The 15,655-nt window shown below is 70.9% G+C and carries 14 protein-coding genes; 10 read left to right on the forward strand and 4 right to left on the reverse strand.

What is annotated here, in order from left to right; translation table 11 throughout:
• Positions 1-148 precede the first annotated feature (148 nt).
• The 5 genes from HW578_RS05645 (at position 149) to HW578_RS05665 (ending at position 6,090) form a co-directional block, all read left to right on the forward strand.
• Positions 149-1,129: a Bug family tripartite tricarboxylate transporter substrate binding protein gene (locus tag HW578_RS05645; RefSeq protein ID WP_198369570.1), complete on the forward strand. Its 981-nt coding sequence runs from the start codon at positions 149-151 to the stop codon at positions 1,127-1,129.
• The gene (locus tag HW578_RS05650; RefSeq protein WP_198369571.1) at positions 1,129-2,112 is read left to right on the forward strand and encodes a Bug family tripartite tricarboxylate transporter substrate binding protein; all 984 of its coding nucleotides are present in this window, start codon (positions 1,129-1,131) and stop codon (positions 2,110-2,112) included. Before HW578_RS05645 ends, HW578_RS05650 begins: the two co-directional genes overlap by 1 nt.
• A 68-nt stretch (positions 2,113-2,180) precedes the next feature.
• Positions 2,181-3,755: an ABC transporter substrate-binding protein gene (locus HW578_RS05655; RefSeq protein ID WP_198369572.1), complete on the forward strand. Its 1,575-nt coding sequence runs from the start codon at positions 2,181-2,183 to the stop codon at positions 3,753-3,755.
• A complete protein-coding gene (locus HW578_RS05660) occupies positions 3,756-5,168 on the forward strand; it encodes an amidohydrolase family protein (protein WP_198369573.1) in 1,413 nt (470 codons plus the stop codon).
• Positions 5,169-5,184: 16 nt separating this feature from the next.
• Positions 5,185-6,090, forward strand: a complete 906-nt coding sequence (locus HW578_RS05665; RefSeq protein WP_198369574.1) for an EamA family transporter — start codon at positions 5,185-5,187, stop codon at positions 6,088-6,090.
• 3 nt (positions 6,091-6,093) lie between these two features.
• Here HW578_RS05665 and HW578_RS05670 read toward each other — a convergent pair whose 3' ends face one another.
• The 4 genes from HW578_RS05670 to HW578_RS05685 form a co-directional block, all read right to left on the reverse strand.
• Positions 6,094-6,420, reverse strand: a complete 327-nt coding sequence (locus HW578_RS05670) for an NIPSNAP family protein (RefSeq protein WP_198369575.1) — start codon at positions 6,418-6,420, stop codon at positions 6,094-6,096.
• A gap of 169 nt (positions 6,421-6,589) precedes the next feature.
• The gene (locus tag HW578_RS05675; RefSeq protein WP_198369576.1) at positions 6,590-8,203 is read right to left on the reverse strand and encodes an ABC transporter substrate-binding protein; all 1,614 of its coding nucleotides are present in this window, start codon (positions 8,201-8,203) and stop codon (positions 6,590-6,592) included.
• A gap of 79 nt (positions 8,204-8,282) precedes the next feature.
• Complete coding sequence (locus HW578_RS05680; protein ID WP_198369577.1) at positions 8,283-9,899, reverse strand: ABC transporter substrate-binding protein; 1,617 nt, start codon at positions 9,897-9,899, stop codon at positions 8,283-8,285.
• 94 nt (positions 9,900-9,993) lie between these two features.
• A complete protein-coding gene (locus HW578_RS05685; RefSeq protein WP_198369578.1) occupies positions 9,994-10,956 on the reverse strand; it encodes a Bug family tripartite tricarboxylate transporter substrate binding protein in 963 nt (320 codons plus the stop codon).
• Positions 10,957-11,083: 127 nt separating this feature from the next.
• Between HW578_RS05685 and phnC the strand changes: the two genes are divergently transcribed.
• Genes phnC through phnE (HW578_RS05710) form a run of 5 tightly spaced genes read left to right on the forward strand, consistent with a single transcriptional unit; the run spans position 11,084 to position 15,645 of the window.
• Complete coding sequence (phnC, locus tag HW578_RS05690) at positions 11,084-11,884, forward strand: phosphonate ABC transporter ATP-binding protein (protein ID WP_198369579.1); 801 nt, start codon at positions 11,084-11,086, stop codon at positions 11,882-11,884.
• 21 nt (positions 11,885-11,905) lie between these two features.
• On the forward strand, positions 11,906-12,904 hold the full coding sequence (phnD, locus tag HW578_RS05695; RefSeq protein WP_198369580.1) for a phosphate/phosphite/phosphonate ABC transporter substrate-binding protein: 999 nt from the start codon (positions 11,906-11,908) through the stop codon (positions 12,902-12,904).
• Between the two features lie 10 nt (positions 12,905-12,914).
• Complete coding sequence (gene phnD, locus HW578_RS05700) at positions 12,915-13,904, forward strand: phosphate/phosphite/phosphonate ABC transporter substrate-binding protein (RefSeq protein WP_198369581.1); 990 nt, start codon at positions 12,915-12,917, stop codon at positions 13,902-13,904.
• Positions 13,901-14,803, forward strand: a complete 903-nt coding sequence (gene phnE / locus HW578_RS05705; RefSeq protein ID WP_198369582.1) for a phosphonate ABC transporter, permease protein PhnE — start codon at positions 13,901-13,903, stop codon at positions 14,801-14,803. The genes phnD (HW578_RS05700) and phnE (HW578_RS05705) overlap by 4 nt, the downstream gene beginning before the upstream one ends.
• Positions 14,800-15,645 (forward strand): phosphonate ABC transporter, permease protein PhnE, encoded by an 846-nt coding sequence (phnE, locus tag HW578_RS05710; protein WP_198369583.1) that lies wholly within the window; start codon positions 14,800-14,802, stop codon positions 15,643-15,645. The genes phnE (HW578_RS05705) and phnE (HW578_RS05710) overlap by 4 nt, the downstream gene beginning before the upstream one ends.
• Positions 15,646-15,655: the final 10 nt, after the last annotated feature.

Consider the following 15,655-nt stretch of genomic DNA (forward strand, 5'->3'; position numbering starts at 1 on the left):
CTGGCGCGGCGCGCCTACCTGGCCGGCGCGCCCGACGGGCCGCGGTCCTTCGTGGCGGTGGCGCGGCTCGCGACCGGGCGCCGAAGCGGCGCGTGACGCCGTGCCCGCGCCGCGCGATGATGGGGCCAAGATCAACCGGAGGACGCCCATGACCCGCATCACGCGCCGCGCCGCGCTGACGCTGCCCCTCGCCATCCCCGCCGTCGCGCGCGCGCAGGACTGGCGCCCCGGGCAGCAGGCCCGCATCGTGGTGCCCGCGGCACCCGGCGGTACCACCGACATCATGGCGCGCCTCCTCGGGCAGTTCCTGCAGGCGCGATGGGGCACGCCCGTGGTGGTCGAGAACCGGTCGGGCGGCGGCGGCACCATCGGCACCATGGAGGTGGTGCGCAGCGCGCCCGATGGGCGCCACATGCTGATGGGGAACATCGGCCCGCAGGCGATCGGCTACTCGCTGTTCCGCAACCTGCAATACCGGCCCGAGAGCCTGACGGCGGTGGCGAACGTCATCCGCGGGCCGAACGTGCTGGTGCTGCATCCCTCGGTGCCGGCGCGCACGGTGCCGGAATTCGTCGCCTGGCTGCGCCAGCAGGATGGTCGCGCCTCCTACGGCACCTCGGGCCTCGGCCAGTCGCCGCATCTGTCGGGCGTATGGTTCAACCAGCTGACGGGCACACGGTCCGAGGCGGTGCATTTCCGCGGCGCCGGCCCGCTGCTGATCGACCTGGTCGCGGGCAATGTGCAGTTCGCCTTCGACAACCTGACCACGTCGATGGAGCACATCCGCGGCGGCCGGCTACGCGCGCTGGGCGTCACCAGCGCCGACCGGTCGCCCCAGCTGCCCGACCTGCCGGCGCTGCGCGAGACCATGCCGGATCTGGCACCCTACGACGTCTCAACCTGGTTCGGCCTGTTCATGCCGGCGGGCGTGCCGCCCGAGATCGTCCGCGGCGTGAATGCCGAGGTGCAGGCGCTGCTCGGCGCGCCCGACACCCAGGCCCGCTTCGCGCAGATGGGCGGCGTCCCGGCCCCCGGCAGCGCCGATGACTTCGCCGCCTTCGTCCGCGCCGAGACCGCCAAGTGGGGCGAGGTCATTCGCCGCGAGGGCCTGCAGATGGATGCCTCGTGATGGCGCGCCTGACACGCCGCGCCGCGCTCGCGGCGCCCATCGCGGCCCTGCCGCTTTCGGTCCGCGCGCAATCCTGGCGGCCGCAGGGCCAGGTGCGCATCATCGTCCCCGCCGCGGCGGGCGGCACCACCGACATCATGGCGCGCATGCTCGCGCAGTTCCTGCAGCCGCGCTGGAACCAGCCGGTGGTGGTCGAGAACCGGACCGGCGCCGGCGGCACCATCGGCTCGCTGGAGGCGGTGCGCGCGCGGCCCGATGGCGCCACGCTCCTGCTGGGCAATATCGGTCCGCAGGCGATCGCCTATTCCCTGTTCCGCAACCTGCCCTACCGGCCCGAGCAGATCGCGGCCATCGCCGGCACCGTCCAGGGGCCGAACGTGCTGGTGGTGAACCCGAGCGTACCCGCGCGCACGGTGGCCGAACTGGCCGCGATGCTGCGCGCGCAGCCCGGGCGCATCGCCTATGCCTCGACCGGCGTGGGACAATCGACGCACCTGTCGCCGGTGCTGATGCTGCAGATGCTGAACGCCGAGGCGATCCACGTGCCGCATCGCGGCTCCGCCCCTGCGCAGATCGAGATCCTGGGCGGCAACGTGTCCTTCCTGATCGACAACCTCACGGGCATCATCGGCCACATCCAGTCCAGCCGGCTGCGCGCGCTGGCGGTGACCAGCACCGATCGGCACCCCCTGCTGCCCGACGTACCGGCGATGCGCGAGACGATGCCCGAGCTCGCCAACTATGAAGTGAACACCTGGTTCGGCCTGTTCGGCCCCGCCGCACTCCCGGCCGAGATCGTCACCAGCCTCAATGCCGAGGTGATGGCGATGCTCGCACTGCCGGACACGCAGCGGCGCTTCGCCGAACTCGGCGGCGTGGGCATGCCGGGCAGCGCCGACGCTTTCGCCGCCTTCGTGCGCAGCGAGATCACGAAATGGGCGGAGGTGATCCGCAAGGAAGGGCTGCAGCTCGATGCCAACTGACCAGCCCTGTTGACGCCGGCGCGCGGGCCGCGGGAGCCTGCGCGCCTCACCCGCCGGAGGCCACGCCCATGCGCCTGATCCCCGCCGCCGCCGCGGCCCTGATGATCGCCGCGGCATCGCCTGCGCAGGCGCGCAACTTCACCTGGTCCTTCGCCGCGGACATCCTGACGCTCGATCCGCATTCGTCGAACAACACCTTCACAAACGCCTTCCTCGACAACCTGTTCGAGACGCTGGTGCGGCACAATCCGCGGCTCGAGATCGAACCGGCGCTGGCGACACGCTGGGAGGTCGTCTCGCCAACCGTCTGGCGCTTCCATCTGCGCGAGGGCGTGCGCTTCCATGGCGGCGAGAGCTTCGGGTCCGAGGACGTGGTGTTCTCCTGGCAGCGGCTGAACACGCCGGGGGCGCTCGCGCGCGGCGTGCTGGGCGGCGTCATCAAGGAGGTGCGCGCCACCGGCCCGCTGACCGTCGAGATCGAGACGCAGCGCCCCTTCCCCATCCTGCTCAACGCGCTGACGCAGATGCACATCCTGGACAGCGGCTGGGCACAGGCGAACAACGCCACCGCCGCCACCAACCTCTCGCAGCGCGAGGAAGGCGCGGCCACACGCACGCCGAACGGCACCGGCCCCTTCCGCCTGCGCTCGCGCGAGGTCGAGGGTGCCACCGTGCTGGTGCCCTTCGAAGGCTGGTGGGACCAGCCACAGCACAACCTCACGCAGGTGACCTTCCAGCCCATCCGCAACGCCGCCACGCGCACAGCCGCGCTGCTCGGCGGGCAGATCGACGCGCTGGTCGAGCTGCCGATCCAGGACATCCCGCGCGTCGAGGCGAACGCCAACCTGCAGGTGGTGCAGGGGCCGGAGTTGCGCACCATCTACCTGGGCTTCGACCATCATCGCGACGAGCTGGTCTATTCCGACGTGCGCGGGCGCAACCCGCTGCGCGACATCCGCGTGCGCCAGGCGATCTACCAGGCGATCGACGTCGAGGCGCTGCGCCGGTCGGTCATGCGCAACAACGCCTGGATCGCCGGCACCATGGCGAGCCCCTTCCTGTCCGGCGCGCCCACCGACATCAACACGCGCACCTTCCCCTTCGACCCCGAGGCCTCGCGCCGGCTGCTGGCGGAGGCCGGGTATCCGGACGGCTTCTCGGTCGGCCTCGCCTGTCCGAACGATCGCTACGTGTATGACGAGCGGCTGTGCATCGCGATCTCGGGCATGCTGCAGCGCGTGGGCATCCGCATCATCCCGCAGTTCGAGACGCTGAACGTCTGGTCGCGGCGCATCAATGCGCTCGACGTGTCGATGTTCATGCTGGGCCATGCGGGGCTGCCGCTGGCGGATACCTATTCGACCCTGTCGGAGGTGCTGCGCACGCGCACGGCCAACACCGCCGGGCTGAATGTCGGGCGCTGGTCGAACGCAGAATTCGACGCGCTGGTGGACCGCATCGCCGAGGAAGGCGACGAGACGCGCCGGCGCGCCCTGATCCGCGAGGCGCTGCTGATCGAGAAGCGAGAGGTCGCCCATGTGCCGCTGCACCAGCAGCCGGTGGTCTGGGCGGCGCGACGGAACATCGAGCTCGCGCAGTCGCCGGACAATCGGCTGAGGCTGCGTCATGTACGGGTGAATTGAATGGCTGACCTGATTGTCTCCGGCGGCACCGTCATCTCCATGGACGGGGCGCGCCGGGTGATTCCCGATGGCGCTGTGGCTGTGGCAGGCGAGACCATCGTCGCGGTCGGCCCGCGCGCGGAGGTCGAGGCCGCGCACAGCGCGCCGAAGCGGATCGACGCCCGCGGCAAGGCGATCCTGCCCGGGCTGATCGACGGCCACGCCCATGCCGGGCATGGGCTGGTCAAGACCATGGGCAGCGGCGATTCCGCCGCCTGGTCGGAAGCCTGCCGCGTCATCTACACGCTCGCCTCGCCGCCGGAATTCTGGCGCGCGGAGGCGGCGCTGGCGGGACTCGAACAGCTGAAGTTCGGCATCACCACATCGGTCATGCTGCTCGGCGGCGGCGATTCGATCGGGCGCGTCGACGACCCCGCGCATGGCGACGCGCATGTCGCGGGCGTGACTGCCATCGGCATCCGCCGGATCATGGTGATGGGCCCGACGCGCCCGCCCTTCCCGCGCCCCTATCGCGGCCTGGACGGCACGGTGCGCGACGTGTCCTTCGAGCAGCAGGCCGAGACCATCGCCGCGCTGGTCGAACGGCACCACAACAAGGGCCGCATCGCCTGCGCCACGCTCATGCCGGTCTATCGCGAAGCGATGCACGACCCGGCGAAGGTGGCGGAGATCGAGAAGCAGGGCCGCGTCATCCGCGACATCGGCATCAAGGCCGGCACGCTGTTCCATCAGGACGGCCACCGCAGCGGCAGCATCGAGATGGCGGACCGCATGTTCGGCCTGCTCGGCCCCGACGCTTGGCTGTCCCACTGCACCGACCTGACGGAGGCCGACATCGCCACGCTGGTGCGCACCGGGGCAAGCGTGGTGCACAACCCCTCCGCCATCGCCGCCGTGCGCGGCCATTGCCCGGCCATCGCCATGATGGATGCCGGCGTGACCGTCATGCTGGGCAGCGACGGCACCGCGCCGGACCGCAGCACCGACATGTTCCGCCACATGTTCCAGGCCATGCGCTACCACCAGCGCGCCGCGCGCGACGAGGCGCTGCTGCCGCCGGGCAAGGCGCTCGAGATGATCACCATCGACGCCGCGCGCGGGCTTGGCATGGCGGACCGCATCGGCAGCCTGGAGGTGGGCAAGCAGGCGGACATCGTCACTGTCGACCTTGAGGCGCCGCACATGCTGCCCGCCAATATGCCGGTGCATCGCGTGGTGTATTTCGCGAACGGCCACGACGTGCGCGACGTGGTGGTAGCCGGCGAGATCCTGATGCGCGACCGCGTGGTGCCGCATGTGGACGAAGCCGCGGTGCGCGAGGATGCCAACCGCGCGACCGCCGCGATGCTGGCGCAGGCGGGGCTGTCCGCGATGGTCGCGGAGGACCCGGGCTGGGGGCGGACGAGGCGCTGAGGCCGAGGCCCGGCAGATGCCCGTCTGGGTAGCAGCGACGCTCCTCGCCGGGCTGTTCCAGACCTGGCGCACCGCGCTGCAGCAGCGGCTGCGCGGGCAGCTCAGCGTCAATGCCGCGGCGGTTGTGCGCTACCTCTATGGCGTGCCCGTCGGCGTGCTGCTGGTTGTGCTGTACCTCAGCGTCATCGGTGGCAGCCTCTCCTCGCCATCCTGGGAATACCTGCTGTTCTGCGCGCTGGGCGGGCTTGGCCAGATCATCGGCACCAACCTGCTGATCATGTCCTTCGGCCATCGCGGCTTCGCGGTGGGAACGGCCTATTCGAAGACCGAGGCGGTGCAGGCGGCGCTGATCGCGCTGGTGTTCCTCGGCGAATCCTTCGGCCTGCTGTCCTGGGCCGGCATCGCGGTGTCGGTGGGGGGCACGCTCTATCTCTCGCTCGCGGGGCGCGTGGCGTCGCTGCGCGATGTCGCGGCCGCCACGGTGCAGCCGAGCGCGCTCTATGGCCTCGGGGCCGGGCTGGCCTTCGCGTTGTGCGCGCTCGCGATCCGCGCTGCGACCCAGGCGCTGGACGGGCCGGATGCCACGCTGCGCGCGCTCGAGACGCTGGTGGTCATCAACACGATGCAGACGCTGATGCAGGGGTCGTGGCTGCTGGCGACGGAGCGCAGGTCGATCCCGGACCTGTTCCGCACCTGGCGGTCATCGGCGCAGGTGGGGGCGCTCTCGGCCATGGGATCGGCCTGCTGGTTCACCGGCTTCGCCTATGCGCCGGTGGCGCTGGTGCGCGCGGTGGGGCAGGTCGAGATCCTGTTCACCCTGCTGTTCAGCCGCTTCTTCCTGCGCGAACGCATGAAGCGCAGCGACGTGATCGGCGCGCTGGTGGTGGTCTCGGGCGTGGTGCTGGTGCTGCTCGGGCGCTGAGCGTCAGGGCTTCAGCGCGGCGAAGAACGGCGCCGGCTTCACGATGCGGTTCTCCATCTTGATGAGGATACCCCGCCGGCCGACCTCGGCCAGGTAGTCGGCCCAGGCGGGGTCGGCGGCCATGGCGGCGCGGCGGCGTTCGCGATCCGCCTGGTCCTGGTAACCCCACATATGGACGATGGTGTTCAGTGCCCCCTCGATGGTGGTGTACCAGCCCACGCAATGGCCGAGGTGCTTCTGCTGGATCGGCCAGCCCTTCTCCTCATACAGCGCGACGAACTCCGCCACGCGGTTGGGCAGGCAGGTGTAAATGCGCAGGTCGACGATCATGGTCGTGCTCCTCGGTGGTGGCACAGCATGTCGCGACCGGCGCGTGCGGGGAAGTCCACCCCAACCACCCAGCTTCCGGCCCGAGGCACTCGCCTCGGGCCGGGAGCGCACGGCGCGCAAGTCAGGCGCGACGATGCGCGCGCCCCGCACCTGAGGGCACATCAAGGTTCTACTGAAGATTCACTGGCACCAGGTCCTGGAACCAGGACTGCGCCGAGGTGAACCCAGTCACCCGCCGGCTCATCGCGCGCGGATTGAGGTCATGCACGATGAACAGCCAGGGCGGGTTGTCCACCAGCCGCTCATGCGCCTGGGCATAGGCGGCGGTCGCCTCGCCCGGCGTACGGGCGGATTCGAGCCGCGTGAAGGCCGCCTCGAACTGGTCGTCGCTGAAGCCCGGCCAGTTGAACCCGTTGGGCGGCGTACCAGCGCGCAGGAAGTACCGCGCCATGACGCCCGGATCCGACGATGGCGAGGACGGGTTCAGCGACTGCACATTCGCCACCACGCCCGAGCCCGGCGCCGTTCGTGTCGCGACCAGCAGGTTCGACCAGTCCGTCACCTCGAACTCGACCTGCACGCCGCACGCCTCGCGCAGGTTCTGCTGGAGGAACTCGTTCATCGGCAGCGGCAGCATCTGGCCGGAACCGGAGGTCGAGATCATCACCCGGAAGCGCAGCGGCCGCTGGGCGTTAAAGCCCGCTTCCGCCAGCAGCGCCCGCCCGCGCGCCGCATCGAAGCGGTAGCGGTTCTGCGGCGCGCCGAAGGCCGGGTCGGAGGGCTTCAGCCAACCGACCGAAGGTTCCGCGGTGCCGTTCAGCAACTGCACCAGGCCCTCGCGGTCGACGCAGTAGTTCAGCCCCTGCCGCACGCGCACGTCACTGAAGGGCGTGTTCGCCCCCTGCATCTGGAAGAACCAGGGCCAGACATGCGGGTAGGATCCGGTCGTGACGTTGAAGCCCGCCGCGCGCAGGGACGGGATCGCATCCGGCGGCGGCACCTCGATCCAGTCCACCTGGCCCGAGCGCAGCGCCGCGAGGCGCGTGTTCGCCTCCGGCATCGGCAGCAGCAGGATGCGGTCGAGCCGCGCGCGCCGCGCGGTGTCCCAATAGGTGTCGTGGCGCGACAGCTCCGCCGATTGCCGCGGCACGAAGCGCGAGAGGCGGAACGGCCCGGTCCCCGCCGGCGGCAGCGAGCCCACCCGCGCCCAGTCGCGCCCCGCCGCCTCGAAGGACTGCGGCGAGGTCATCAGGATGTAGACGACCATGTAGGGGAAGTAGGAGGCGACGCGCGTCGTCGTCATCTCCACCGTGAAGTCGTCCACCTTGCGATAGGAGGCGAGGATGGTGACGCGCGCCCGCGTGATGCCGCTGCCCTGCGGTTCGAATTGCGGGCTGTCGTTGCGGAAGAAGCGGTCCATGTTCCAGATGAAGGCATCCGCGTTGAAGGGCGTGCCGTCGTGGAAGGTGACACCCTGCCGCAGGCGGAAGCGCCAGATCTTCGGGTCGTTGGCGTCCTGCTCCCAGGATTCCGCCAGGCCCGGGCGCAGCCCGGCGGGCTTCGACGGATCCGACAGGTCCCACAGCGTCAGCGCCTCGAAGATCGGGTAGCCGAGGAAGCGCATCCCCTCGAAGCCGTTGTTCGGCATGCCCGTGGTGGTGGGCACGTCGGAGGCCGTCATGGCGATCCGGAGCGTGCGCGGCTGCTGCGCCAGCGCACTGCCGGAGGCCGCCAGAACCGCGGCGCCCAGCGCATAGGCGGCGATCCGCCTGAAGCTGCCCATTTCTCAGTCTCCCCGCTGCGGGGCGGCCATCTGCCGCCCGTCGCAGCGGGGCTCAGCAAGACCCGGGCCAGCGGCCCGGCTACTGGACCTCCACCACCGTCAGGTCCTGGAACCAGGACTGCGCGGGGGTGAAGTTGCGCACGCGCCGGCTCATGGCGCGCGGGTTCAGGTCGTGGACGATCCACAGCCAGGGCGGATTGTCCACCAGCCGCTCATGCGCGGTGCGCAGCAGCGCGCCCTGGCGCGCCGGGTCGCGTTCCACCTCGAGCTGCGCGAAGGCGGCGTCGAACTGCGCGTCGCGCCAATGGCCGTTGTTCGAACCGGCCGGCGAGAAGTTGGCCGAGAGGAACCACCGCGCCATGGCCGACGGGTCGGACGAATAGAGGCTGATGTTGACCGCATCGGCGCCGAGCCACTGCGGCTGCGTCGGCGTGAAGCGGAGCGCGGAGAGCAGGGTGTTCCACTCCACCACTTCGAAGTTCACGCGCACCCCGCAATTCTCCTGCAGGGATTGCTGCACGAACTCGTTCATCGGCAGCGGCAGCATCTGGCCCGAGCCGGAATTCGAGATGCCGACCTTGATGGTCAGCGGCCTCTGCGCGGTGTAGCCGGCCTCCGCGAGCAGCGCCCGGCCGCGCGCGGGATCGAGCCGGTAGCGGTTCTGCGGCGCGCCGAAATTCGGGTCGTTCGGCTTGAGGAAGCCGACCGCCGGTTCCGCCGTGCCGTTCAGCAGCTGCACCATGCCGTCGCGATCGATGCAGTAGTTCAGCGCCTGGCGCACGCGCACATCCGCGACAGGACTGTCGGCGCGGCCGGTGGCGAAGGTCCAGGGCCAAACATGCGGGTAGGACCCGGTGCTGATGGTGAAGCCGGCCTGGCGCAGGGACTGGATCCCGTCCGGCGGCGGCACCTCGATCCAGTCCACCTGGCCCGAGCGCAGCGCGGCGAGGCGCGTATTCGCCTCGGGCATCGGCAGCAGGAGGATGCGGTCGAGCCGCGCGCGACCCTGCGCGTTCCAGTAGCCGTCGTGGCGCGTCAGCTCCGCCGACTGCCGCGGCACGAAGCGCGAGAGGCGGAACGGCCCGGTGCCCGCCGGCGGCAGCGCCGCCACGCGGCCCCAGTCCCGCCCGCCCTGCTCCCAGGAATTGGGCGAGGTGAACAGGATGTAGGTGACCAGGTAGGGGTAGTAGGAGATCGGGCGCGAGGTGGTGAGCTCGACCGTGAAGTCGTCCACCTTCCGGTACGATTCCAGCGCCGGCACGCGGCCGCGCACGATGGCGCTGCCCGTCGCGTCGAATTGCGGGCTGTCGTTGCGGAAGTAGCGGTCCATGTTCCAGATGACCGCATCGGCGTTGAACGCCGCGCCGTCATGGAAGGTCACGCCGCGGCGCAGGTGGAAGCGCCAGACCTTCGGGTCGTTGGCATCCTGCTCGTAGCGCTCCGCGAGGCCGGGGCGCAGGCCCGCCGCCTGCTGCGGGTTCGACAGGTCCCACAGCACCAGGGATTCGAAGACCGGGTAGCCGAGGAAGCGCATGCCCTCGAACCCGTTGTTCGGCATGCCCGTGGTGGTGGGAACGTCGGTTGCTGTCATGGCGATGCGCAGCGTGCGCGGCTGCTGCGCCAGGGCGCCGCTGGCGCCGAAGGCGAGCATCGCGGCCGCGGCAAGCACGCCGCCGGCAAGGCGTGGTGTCCTCATGTGGAGTTCCTCCCTCTGACGGCGCGCACAAGTCCCGGCGTGCCGGTGGGGGGAGCCTAGCAAGCCCGGCGCCCACGCCAACCCCGCGGCGGGGTCATTCCGGCCGGATGTTCTGTTCGCGGATGAGCCGGCCCCACATCTGCGTCTCCTCCGCCAGCGTGCGGCGAAGCGCAGCGTCGTCGCCGGTGGCCAGCGCGACACCCTGTTCCGCCATGCGCGCGATCAGCGCCGGGTCAGTCGTGGTCTCGCGCAGCGCGGCGCCGGCGCGGGCCACGATCGGCGCAGGCAGCCCGGCGGGGCCGAACAGCCCCTGCCAGAACACACCGTCGAAGCCCTCGAGCGTATCGGCCAACGGCGGCAATTCCGGCATCGCGGAAGCGCGTTCCCTGGAGGAGATCGCGAGGCCGCGGGTGGCCCCTTCCCGCACCGCGGGCAGTGCCTCCTGCACCGCGTTGAACATGCCCTGGATGCGCCCCGCGCGCAGGTCGAGCAGCGCCGGCGCGCCGCCGCGATAGGGCACGTGCACCACGTCGATCCCCGCGCGCGCGCGGAACAGCTCGAGGCACAGATGGTTCACCGCCCCGGTGCCGGAGGACCCGAAGTTCAGCTTGCCGGGGTTGGCCTTCGCGTAGGCGATCAGCTCCGCCGGCGTGCGCGCGGGCACCGACGGGTGCACGTGCAGCACGAAGGCGGTGCGGAACACCATGCCGATCGGCGTGAGCTCGCGCATCGGATCGCGCGGCGTGAGGGTGGGCTGCAACGCCGGGTTGATGGCGAGCGTCGATGTCCCCATCAGCAGCGTGTAGCCATCGGGCCGCGCCTGCGCGACCGCGGTGTTCGCGACCGCCGTCGCGGCACCCGGGCGGTTCTCCAGGATCACGGTCTGGCCAAGCGCGCGGCCCATCCGTTCGCACACCCCGCGCGAGGCGAAGTCGGTGACGCCCGCCGGCGGGTAGCCGAGCAGCACGGTGACGGAACGCGACGGCCAGCCCTCCTGCGCGTGCACGATCGCGGGCGCGGCGAAGGGGGCGGCGAGCAGCGCGCGGCGGGTGGTCATGGCGGTCCTCCGGTTGGTTGCGCGCATCGTGCCGCCCGGCGCGTCGCGCAATCAAGCGGTCATCCGCCTGTCATCGGCGAGTCACGGGGCGCTGCTAATGCCCGGCTCACAACAGGGCCGGTGCAGCATGCTCGAGATCGAGGGATTGACGCGCCGCTTCGGCGCCAGGACCGCCGTGGACGGCGTGACGCTGTCGATCGCGCCGGGCCAGATGATGGGCGTGATCGGGCGCTCCGGCGCGGGCAAGTCCACGCTGCTGCGCATGTTCAACCGGCTGACCGAGCCCTCCGCGGGGCGCATCCTGTTCGACGGTACCGACGTGACCGCGCTGCGCGGCCAGGCGCTGCGCGACTGGCGCATGCGCTGCGCGATGATCTTCCAGCAGTTCAACCTGGTGCAGCGGCTCGATGTGCTGACCAACGTACTGGTCGGGCGGCTCAACCGGCGGCCGATGCTCTCCTCGCTGTTGCGGATGTTCACGGCCGAGGAACGCGCGATGGCGCTCGCCGCGCTCGACCGCTTCGACCTGGCGGAGACGGCGCTGCAGCGCGCCGACACGCTCTCGGGCGGCCAGCAGCAGCGCGTGGCCATTGCCCGCGCGTTGCTGCAGGAGCCGCGCATCATCCTGGCCGACGAACCGATCGCGAGCCTCGACCCGCGCAACGCGCGCACGGTGATGGACGCGCTGCGTGGCGTGAACCGCGACGGCATCACCGTGCTGGTGAACCTGCACGACCTGACAACGGCGCGCGACTACTGCGACCGCATCGTCGCGCTGAATGCCGGGCGTGTCGTGTTCGACGGTCCGCCCGCCGCACTGACCGCGCAGCGCATCCGCGAGGTCTATGGCGTGACCGAGGAAGAATTCGCCGAGGAAGCGGCCGCCGCCGTCGGCGCGGCGCCGCCCCGCCACGTCGTCGCCGCCTGACACCCAAGCCGGAGAACCCGCATGATCACCCGCCGCAGCCTCGCCGCGCTTGCCGCCGGCACCGCCTTCGCGCCCACGCTGGCGCAGGCGCAGGCCTGGAACCCCCGCCGTACCGAGACCTTCACGGAAGGCTTCCTGCCCGCCGGCCGCCGCCCCTGGGCGGAACAGGTGCCGCAGCTGCGTGTCGGCCTGCTCGGCGGCGAGAACGAAGCCGACCGCATGGGTCGCTTCGGGCCCTATCGCGAGCTTTTGGAGCGCACTTTCGGCGTGCCGACGCGCCTGTTCCCGGCATCCGACTACGCCGGCGTGCTGCAGGCCTTCAGCGCGAAGCAGATCGAGGTCGCAGCCCTCGGTCCCTCCGGCTATGCCGGCGCCTGGCTCGACACCAATGGCGGCGTCGAGCCGCTGGTCACCGCGCAGGAAGCGGATGGCTCCATCTCCTATGTCGCGGTGCTGGTGGTGCGCGCGGATTCGGGCATCACCAGCCTCGAGCAGATGCGCGGCAAGTCGCTCGCCTGGGCCGATCCGAACTCGACCTCGGGCTACCTGATCCCGCGCTTCGCGCTGCGCCGCCAGGGCCTCGCCGTGGACGGCACGGGCTACTTCGCGCGCACCGGCTTCGCCGGCGGGCACGAGCAGGGCGTGGTCGCGGTGCTGCAGCGCCAGTACGACGGCGCGGTCACCTGGGCGTCGGGCCAGGGCGACGTGAACCAGGGGTTCACGCGCGGCAACCTGCGCGCCATGGTCGACAAGGGCATGCTCAACATGCGCGACCTGCGCATCATCTGGACCAGCGAGCCGATCGTGAACGGCCCGCATGCCGCACGCAGCGAATTGCCGGCTTCGTTCAAGGAGGACTGGAAGCGCTTCCACCTCGCGCTGCCCACCGCCCATCCCGACATCTACCGCCAGGTCGAGCGCGGCTCGGGCACCGGCTACCGGGAGGTCCGCCACGAGGATTACGACCTGATCGTCGAGATCCGCCGCGAGGAAGCCGCGGCGCGCCGCCGCCGTAGCTGAGGGCGCCGCGATGTTCCCCCGCCGCAGCCTCGCGCTGCTGCCCTTCGCGCCGGCGCTCGCGCAGGCGCAGGTGCTGCCCGGACGGCGCAGCACGCAGGATGCGGAGGTGGCGATGCCCGAACCGGGCCGCCGCGCCTGGGCCGCACAGGTGCCGGTGATCCGCTACGGCATCATGGGCGGCGAGAACGAGGCGGACCGGCTCGGCCGCTTCGAGCCCTATCGCGCCATGATCGAGCGCATCTTCCAGGTGCCGACCCGGCTCTTCCCGGCCTCCGACTATGCCGGCGTGATGCAGGGGCTGTCGGCGAAGCAGCTTGAGCTCGCAGGACTCGGCCCCTCGGCCTATGCGGGCGCCTGGATGGACACGGAGGGCGGCATCGAGCCGCTGACCATCACGCAGCAGGGCGATGGGTCGGTCTCCTATGTCTCGGTGCTGGTGGTACGCGCCGATTCCGGCATCACCAGCCTCGAGCAGATGCGCGGGCGATCGCTGGCCTGGGCGGATGCGAACTCCACCTCGGGCTACCTGATCCCGCGCTTCCAGCTGCGCCGGGCGGGCATCGGCGTCGAGCCCGGCCAGTTCTTCGGCCGCACCGGCTTCGCCGGCGGGCATGAGCAGGGCGTGGTCGCGGTGCTGCAGCGCCAGTACGACGGCGCGGTGACGCATGCCTCCACGCTGGGCGACCCCGCGCAGGGCTACAGCCGTGGCAACCTGCGATCGATGGTGGACAAGGGCATGCTGCGGATGGCCGACATCCGCATCGTCTGGACCAGCGAGCCGATCATGAACGGCCCCCTTGCCGTGCGTTCCGACCTGCCGGATGGGTTCAAGCGCGACATGCAGATGATGCAGCTCGCGCTTGCCAAGACCTACCCCGATATCGCCCGGCAGATCGCGCGCGGCGACACGCTCGGCGCGGTCGAGGCGCGGCACGAGGACTACGCGCTGTTCGTCGAGATGCGGCGCGAGGAAGCGGCCGCGCGCCGTCGGCGATCGTGAGCGCAGCCTACGCCAGCGGCCTTCCCGCGGTGATCCGGGGCGAGGAGGCCTTCCTCGCCACGCGCCGCGCGAAGCGCGTGCAGGCGCTGCTGGGCGGCGCCATCCTGCTGGTGTGCCTGATCGCCGCAGCCTGGGTGAGCGAGGCGCGCCCGGCCACGCTCTGGGCCGGCCTGCCGCGCATCGGCGAGTATTTCGCGCGCATCCTGCCCGACCTGCGCTGGGCGAACCTCTTCGCGAATGCCGAGACGGAAGGCTCGATTGCCTTCTGGATGTACCGGTTGCCGGAGTGGTCGTGGCTGATCCTCGAGACGGCGAACATGGCCGCGCTCGCCACGCTGATGGGCTCGGCCGCGGCGCTGCTGCTGGCCTTCCCCGCCGCGCGCAACATCGCGCCCGGCGGTGTTGCCTACCACGCCACGCGCCGCTTGCTGGAAGCGCTGCGCACCGTCCCCGAGATCGTCTACGCGCTGATCTTCGTCTGGGCCTTCGGCATCGGCCCGCTCGCCGGCATCCTCGCCATCGCGCTGCACAGCGCGGGTGCGAACGGCAAGCTGTTCGCCGAAGCGATCGAGAACGCCGACCTGCGCCCCTGGGAGGCGGTGCGCGCCGCCGGCGGATCCTGGGCGCAGGGCTGCCGCTACGCGATCCTGCCGCAGGTGCTGCCCAACATCCTGTCCTACGTGCTGCTGCGCTTCGAGGTGAACATCCGCTCGGCCAGCGTGATCGGCTTCGTGGGGGCCGGCGGCGTGGGCGAGGAGCTGTATAAGGTGATCTCCTTCAACTACTACGAGGAGATCAGCGCCATCGTGCTGCTGATCATCCTGACCGTCTCCTGCGTGGACCTGGTCTCCGAACGCCTGCGCCACGCCGCGATCGGGCGGCTGGAGGCGGCGCGATGAACACGCAGACCGACATCGCCGCCTGGCGTGCGCGCATGCCCGCGGCCTTCGGCGCGTCTGCCTCGCGGCGCGCGCTGCGCGTCATCGGCTGGACGGCCTTCGCCGCCTGGCTGGTCGGCTCGCTCTGGTGGTTCGACATGACCCCGCAGCGGCTGTGGAACGGGCTGTCGGGCCTCGGCACCATCGTCGTGCTGATGGTCCCGCCCTCGCCCGGCGAGCAGTGGGTCGAGATCCTGAAGGGCATGGCCGAAAGCGTTGCAATGGCCTTCCTCGGGACCTTCATGGCCGCCATCGTGGCGGTGCCGCTCGGCTTCCTGGGCGCGCGGAACATCGTCACGGCCACGCTGTGGCGCTTCTCGCTGCGCCGCGTGCTCGACGGCTTCCGCGGCGTGGACCAGCTGATCTGGGCGCTGGCCTATGTGCGCGCGGTCGGTCTCGGGCCGCTCGCCGGCGTGCTCGCCATCTTCACCGCCGACATCGCGGTGCTTGCCAAGTTGTATGCCGAGGCGATCGAGAACGCCGAGAAGAAGCAGGCCGAGGGCGTGGTCGCGGCCGGCGGCGGGCGCCTCGCCGCGATCCGCTTCGGCATCCTGCCGCAGGTGGCGCCCGTGATGCTCGCGCAGGCGCTGTACTTCTTCGAGAGCAACACGCGATCCGCCACCATCCTCGGCGTGGTGGGCGCCGGCGGGATCGGACTGCAGATCGCCGAGCGCATCCGCGTGCGCCACTGGGACGAGGTCGCCTTCATCATCCTGCTGATGATCGCGACGGTGGCGTTGATCGACTTCATCTCCGGGCGGATCCGCCGGCGGCTGATCGGGGCGCAGGCGCCGCAGCATTGACGCGGGGCGG

The sequence above is a fragment of the Roseomonas rosulenta genome (assembly GCF_016106005.1).
In the GTDB taxonomy this organism is placed as follows: Bacteria; Pseudomonadota; Alphaproteobacteria; order Acetobacterales; family Acetobacteraceae; genus Neoroseomonas; species Neoroseomonas rosulenta.

Bases quoted from the DNA above. Each gene is read 5' to 3' on its own strand.
- phnE (WP_198369583.1), top strand. From the start codon at position 14,800: ATGAACACGCAGACCGACATCGCCGCCTGGCGTGCGCGCATGCCCGCG.
- HW578_RS05645 (WP_198369570.1), top strand. From the start codon at position 149: ATGACCCGCATCACGCGCCGCGCCGCGCTGACGCTGCCCCTCGCCATC.
- HW578_RS05675 (WP_198369576.1), bottom strand. From the start codon at position 8,203: ATGGGCAGCTTCAGGCGGATCGCCGCCTATGCGCTGGGCGCCGCGGTT.
- HW578_RS05655 (WP_198369572.1), top strand. From the start codon at position 2,181: ATGCGCCTGATCCCCGCCGCCGCCGCGGCCCTGATGATCGCCGCGGCA.
- phnD (WP_198369581.1), top strand. From the start codon at position 12,915: ATGTTCCCCCGCCGCAGCCTCGCGCTGCTGCCCTTCGCGCCGGCGCTC.
- HW578_RS05665 (WP_198369574.1), top strand. From the start codon at position 5,185: ATGCCCGTCTGGGTAGCAGCGACGCTCCTCGCCGGGCTGTTCCAGACC.
- HW578_RS05680 (WP_198369577.1), bottom strand. From the start codon at position 9,899: ATGAGGACACCACGCCTTGCCGGCGGCGTGCTTGCCGCGGCCGCGATG.
- phnD (WP_198369580.1), top strand. From the start codon at position 11,906: ATGATCACCCGCCGCAGCCTCGCCGCGCTTGCCGCCGGCACCGCCTTC.
- HW578_RS05685 (WP_198369578.1), bottom strand. From the start codon at position 10,956: ATGACCACCCGCCGCGCGCTGCTCGCCGCCCCCTTCGCCGCGCCCGCG.
- HW578_RS05660 (WP_198369573.1), top strand. From the start codon at position 3,756: ATGGCTGACCTGATTGTCTCCGGCGGCACCGTCATCTCCATGGACGGG.
- phnC (WP_198369579.1), top strand. From the start codon at position 11,084: ATGCTCGAGATCGAGGGATTGACGCGCCGCTTCGGCGCCAGGACCGCC.
- HW578_RS05650 (WP_198369571.1), top strand. From the start codon at position 1,129: ATGGCGCGCCTGACACGCCGCGCCGCGCTCGCGGCGCCCATCGCGGCC.
- HW578_RS05670 (WP_198369575.1), bottom strand. From the start codon at position 6,420: ATGATCGTCGACCTGCGCATTTACACCTGCCTGCCCAACCGCGTGGCG.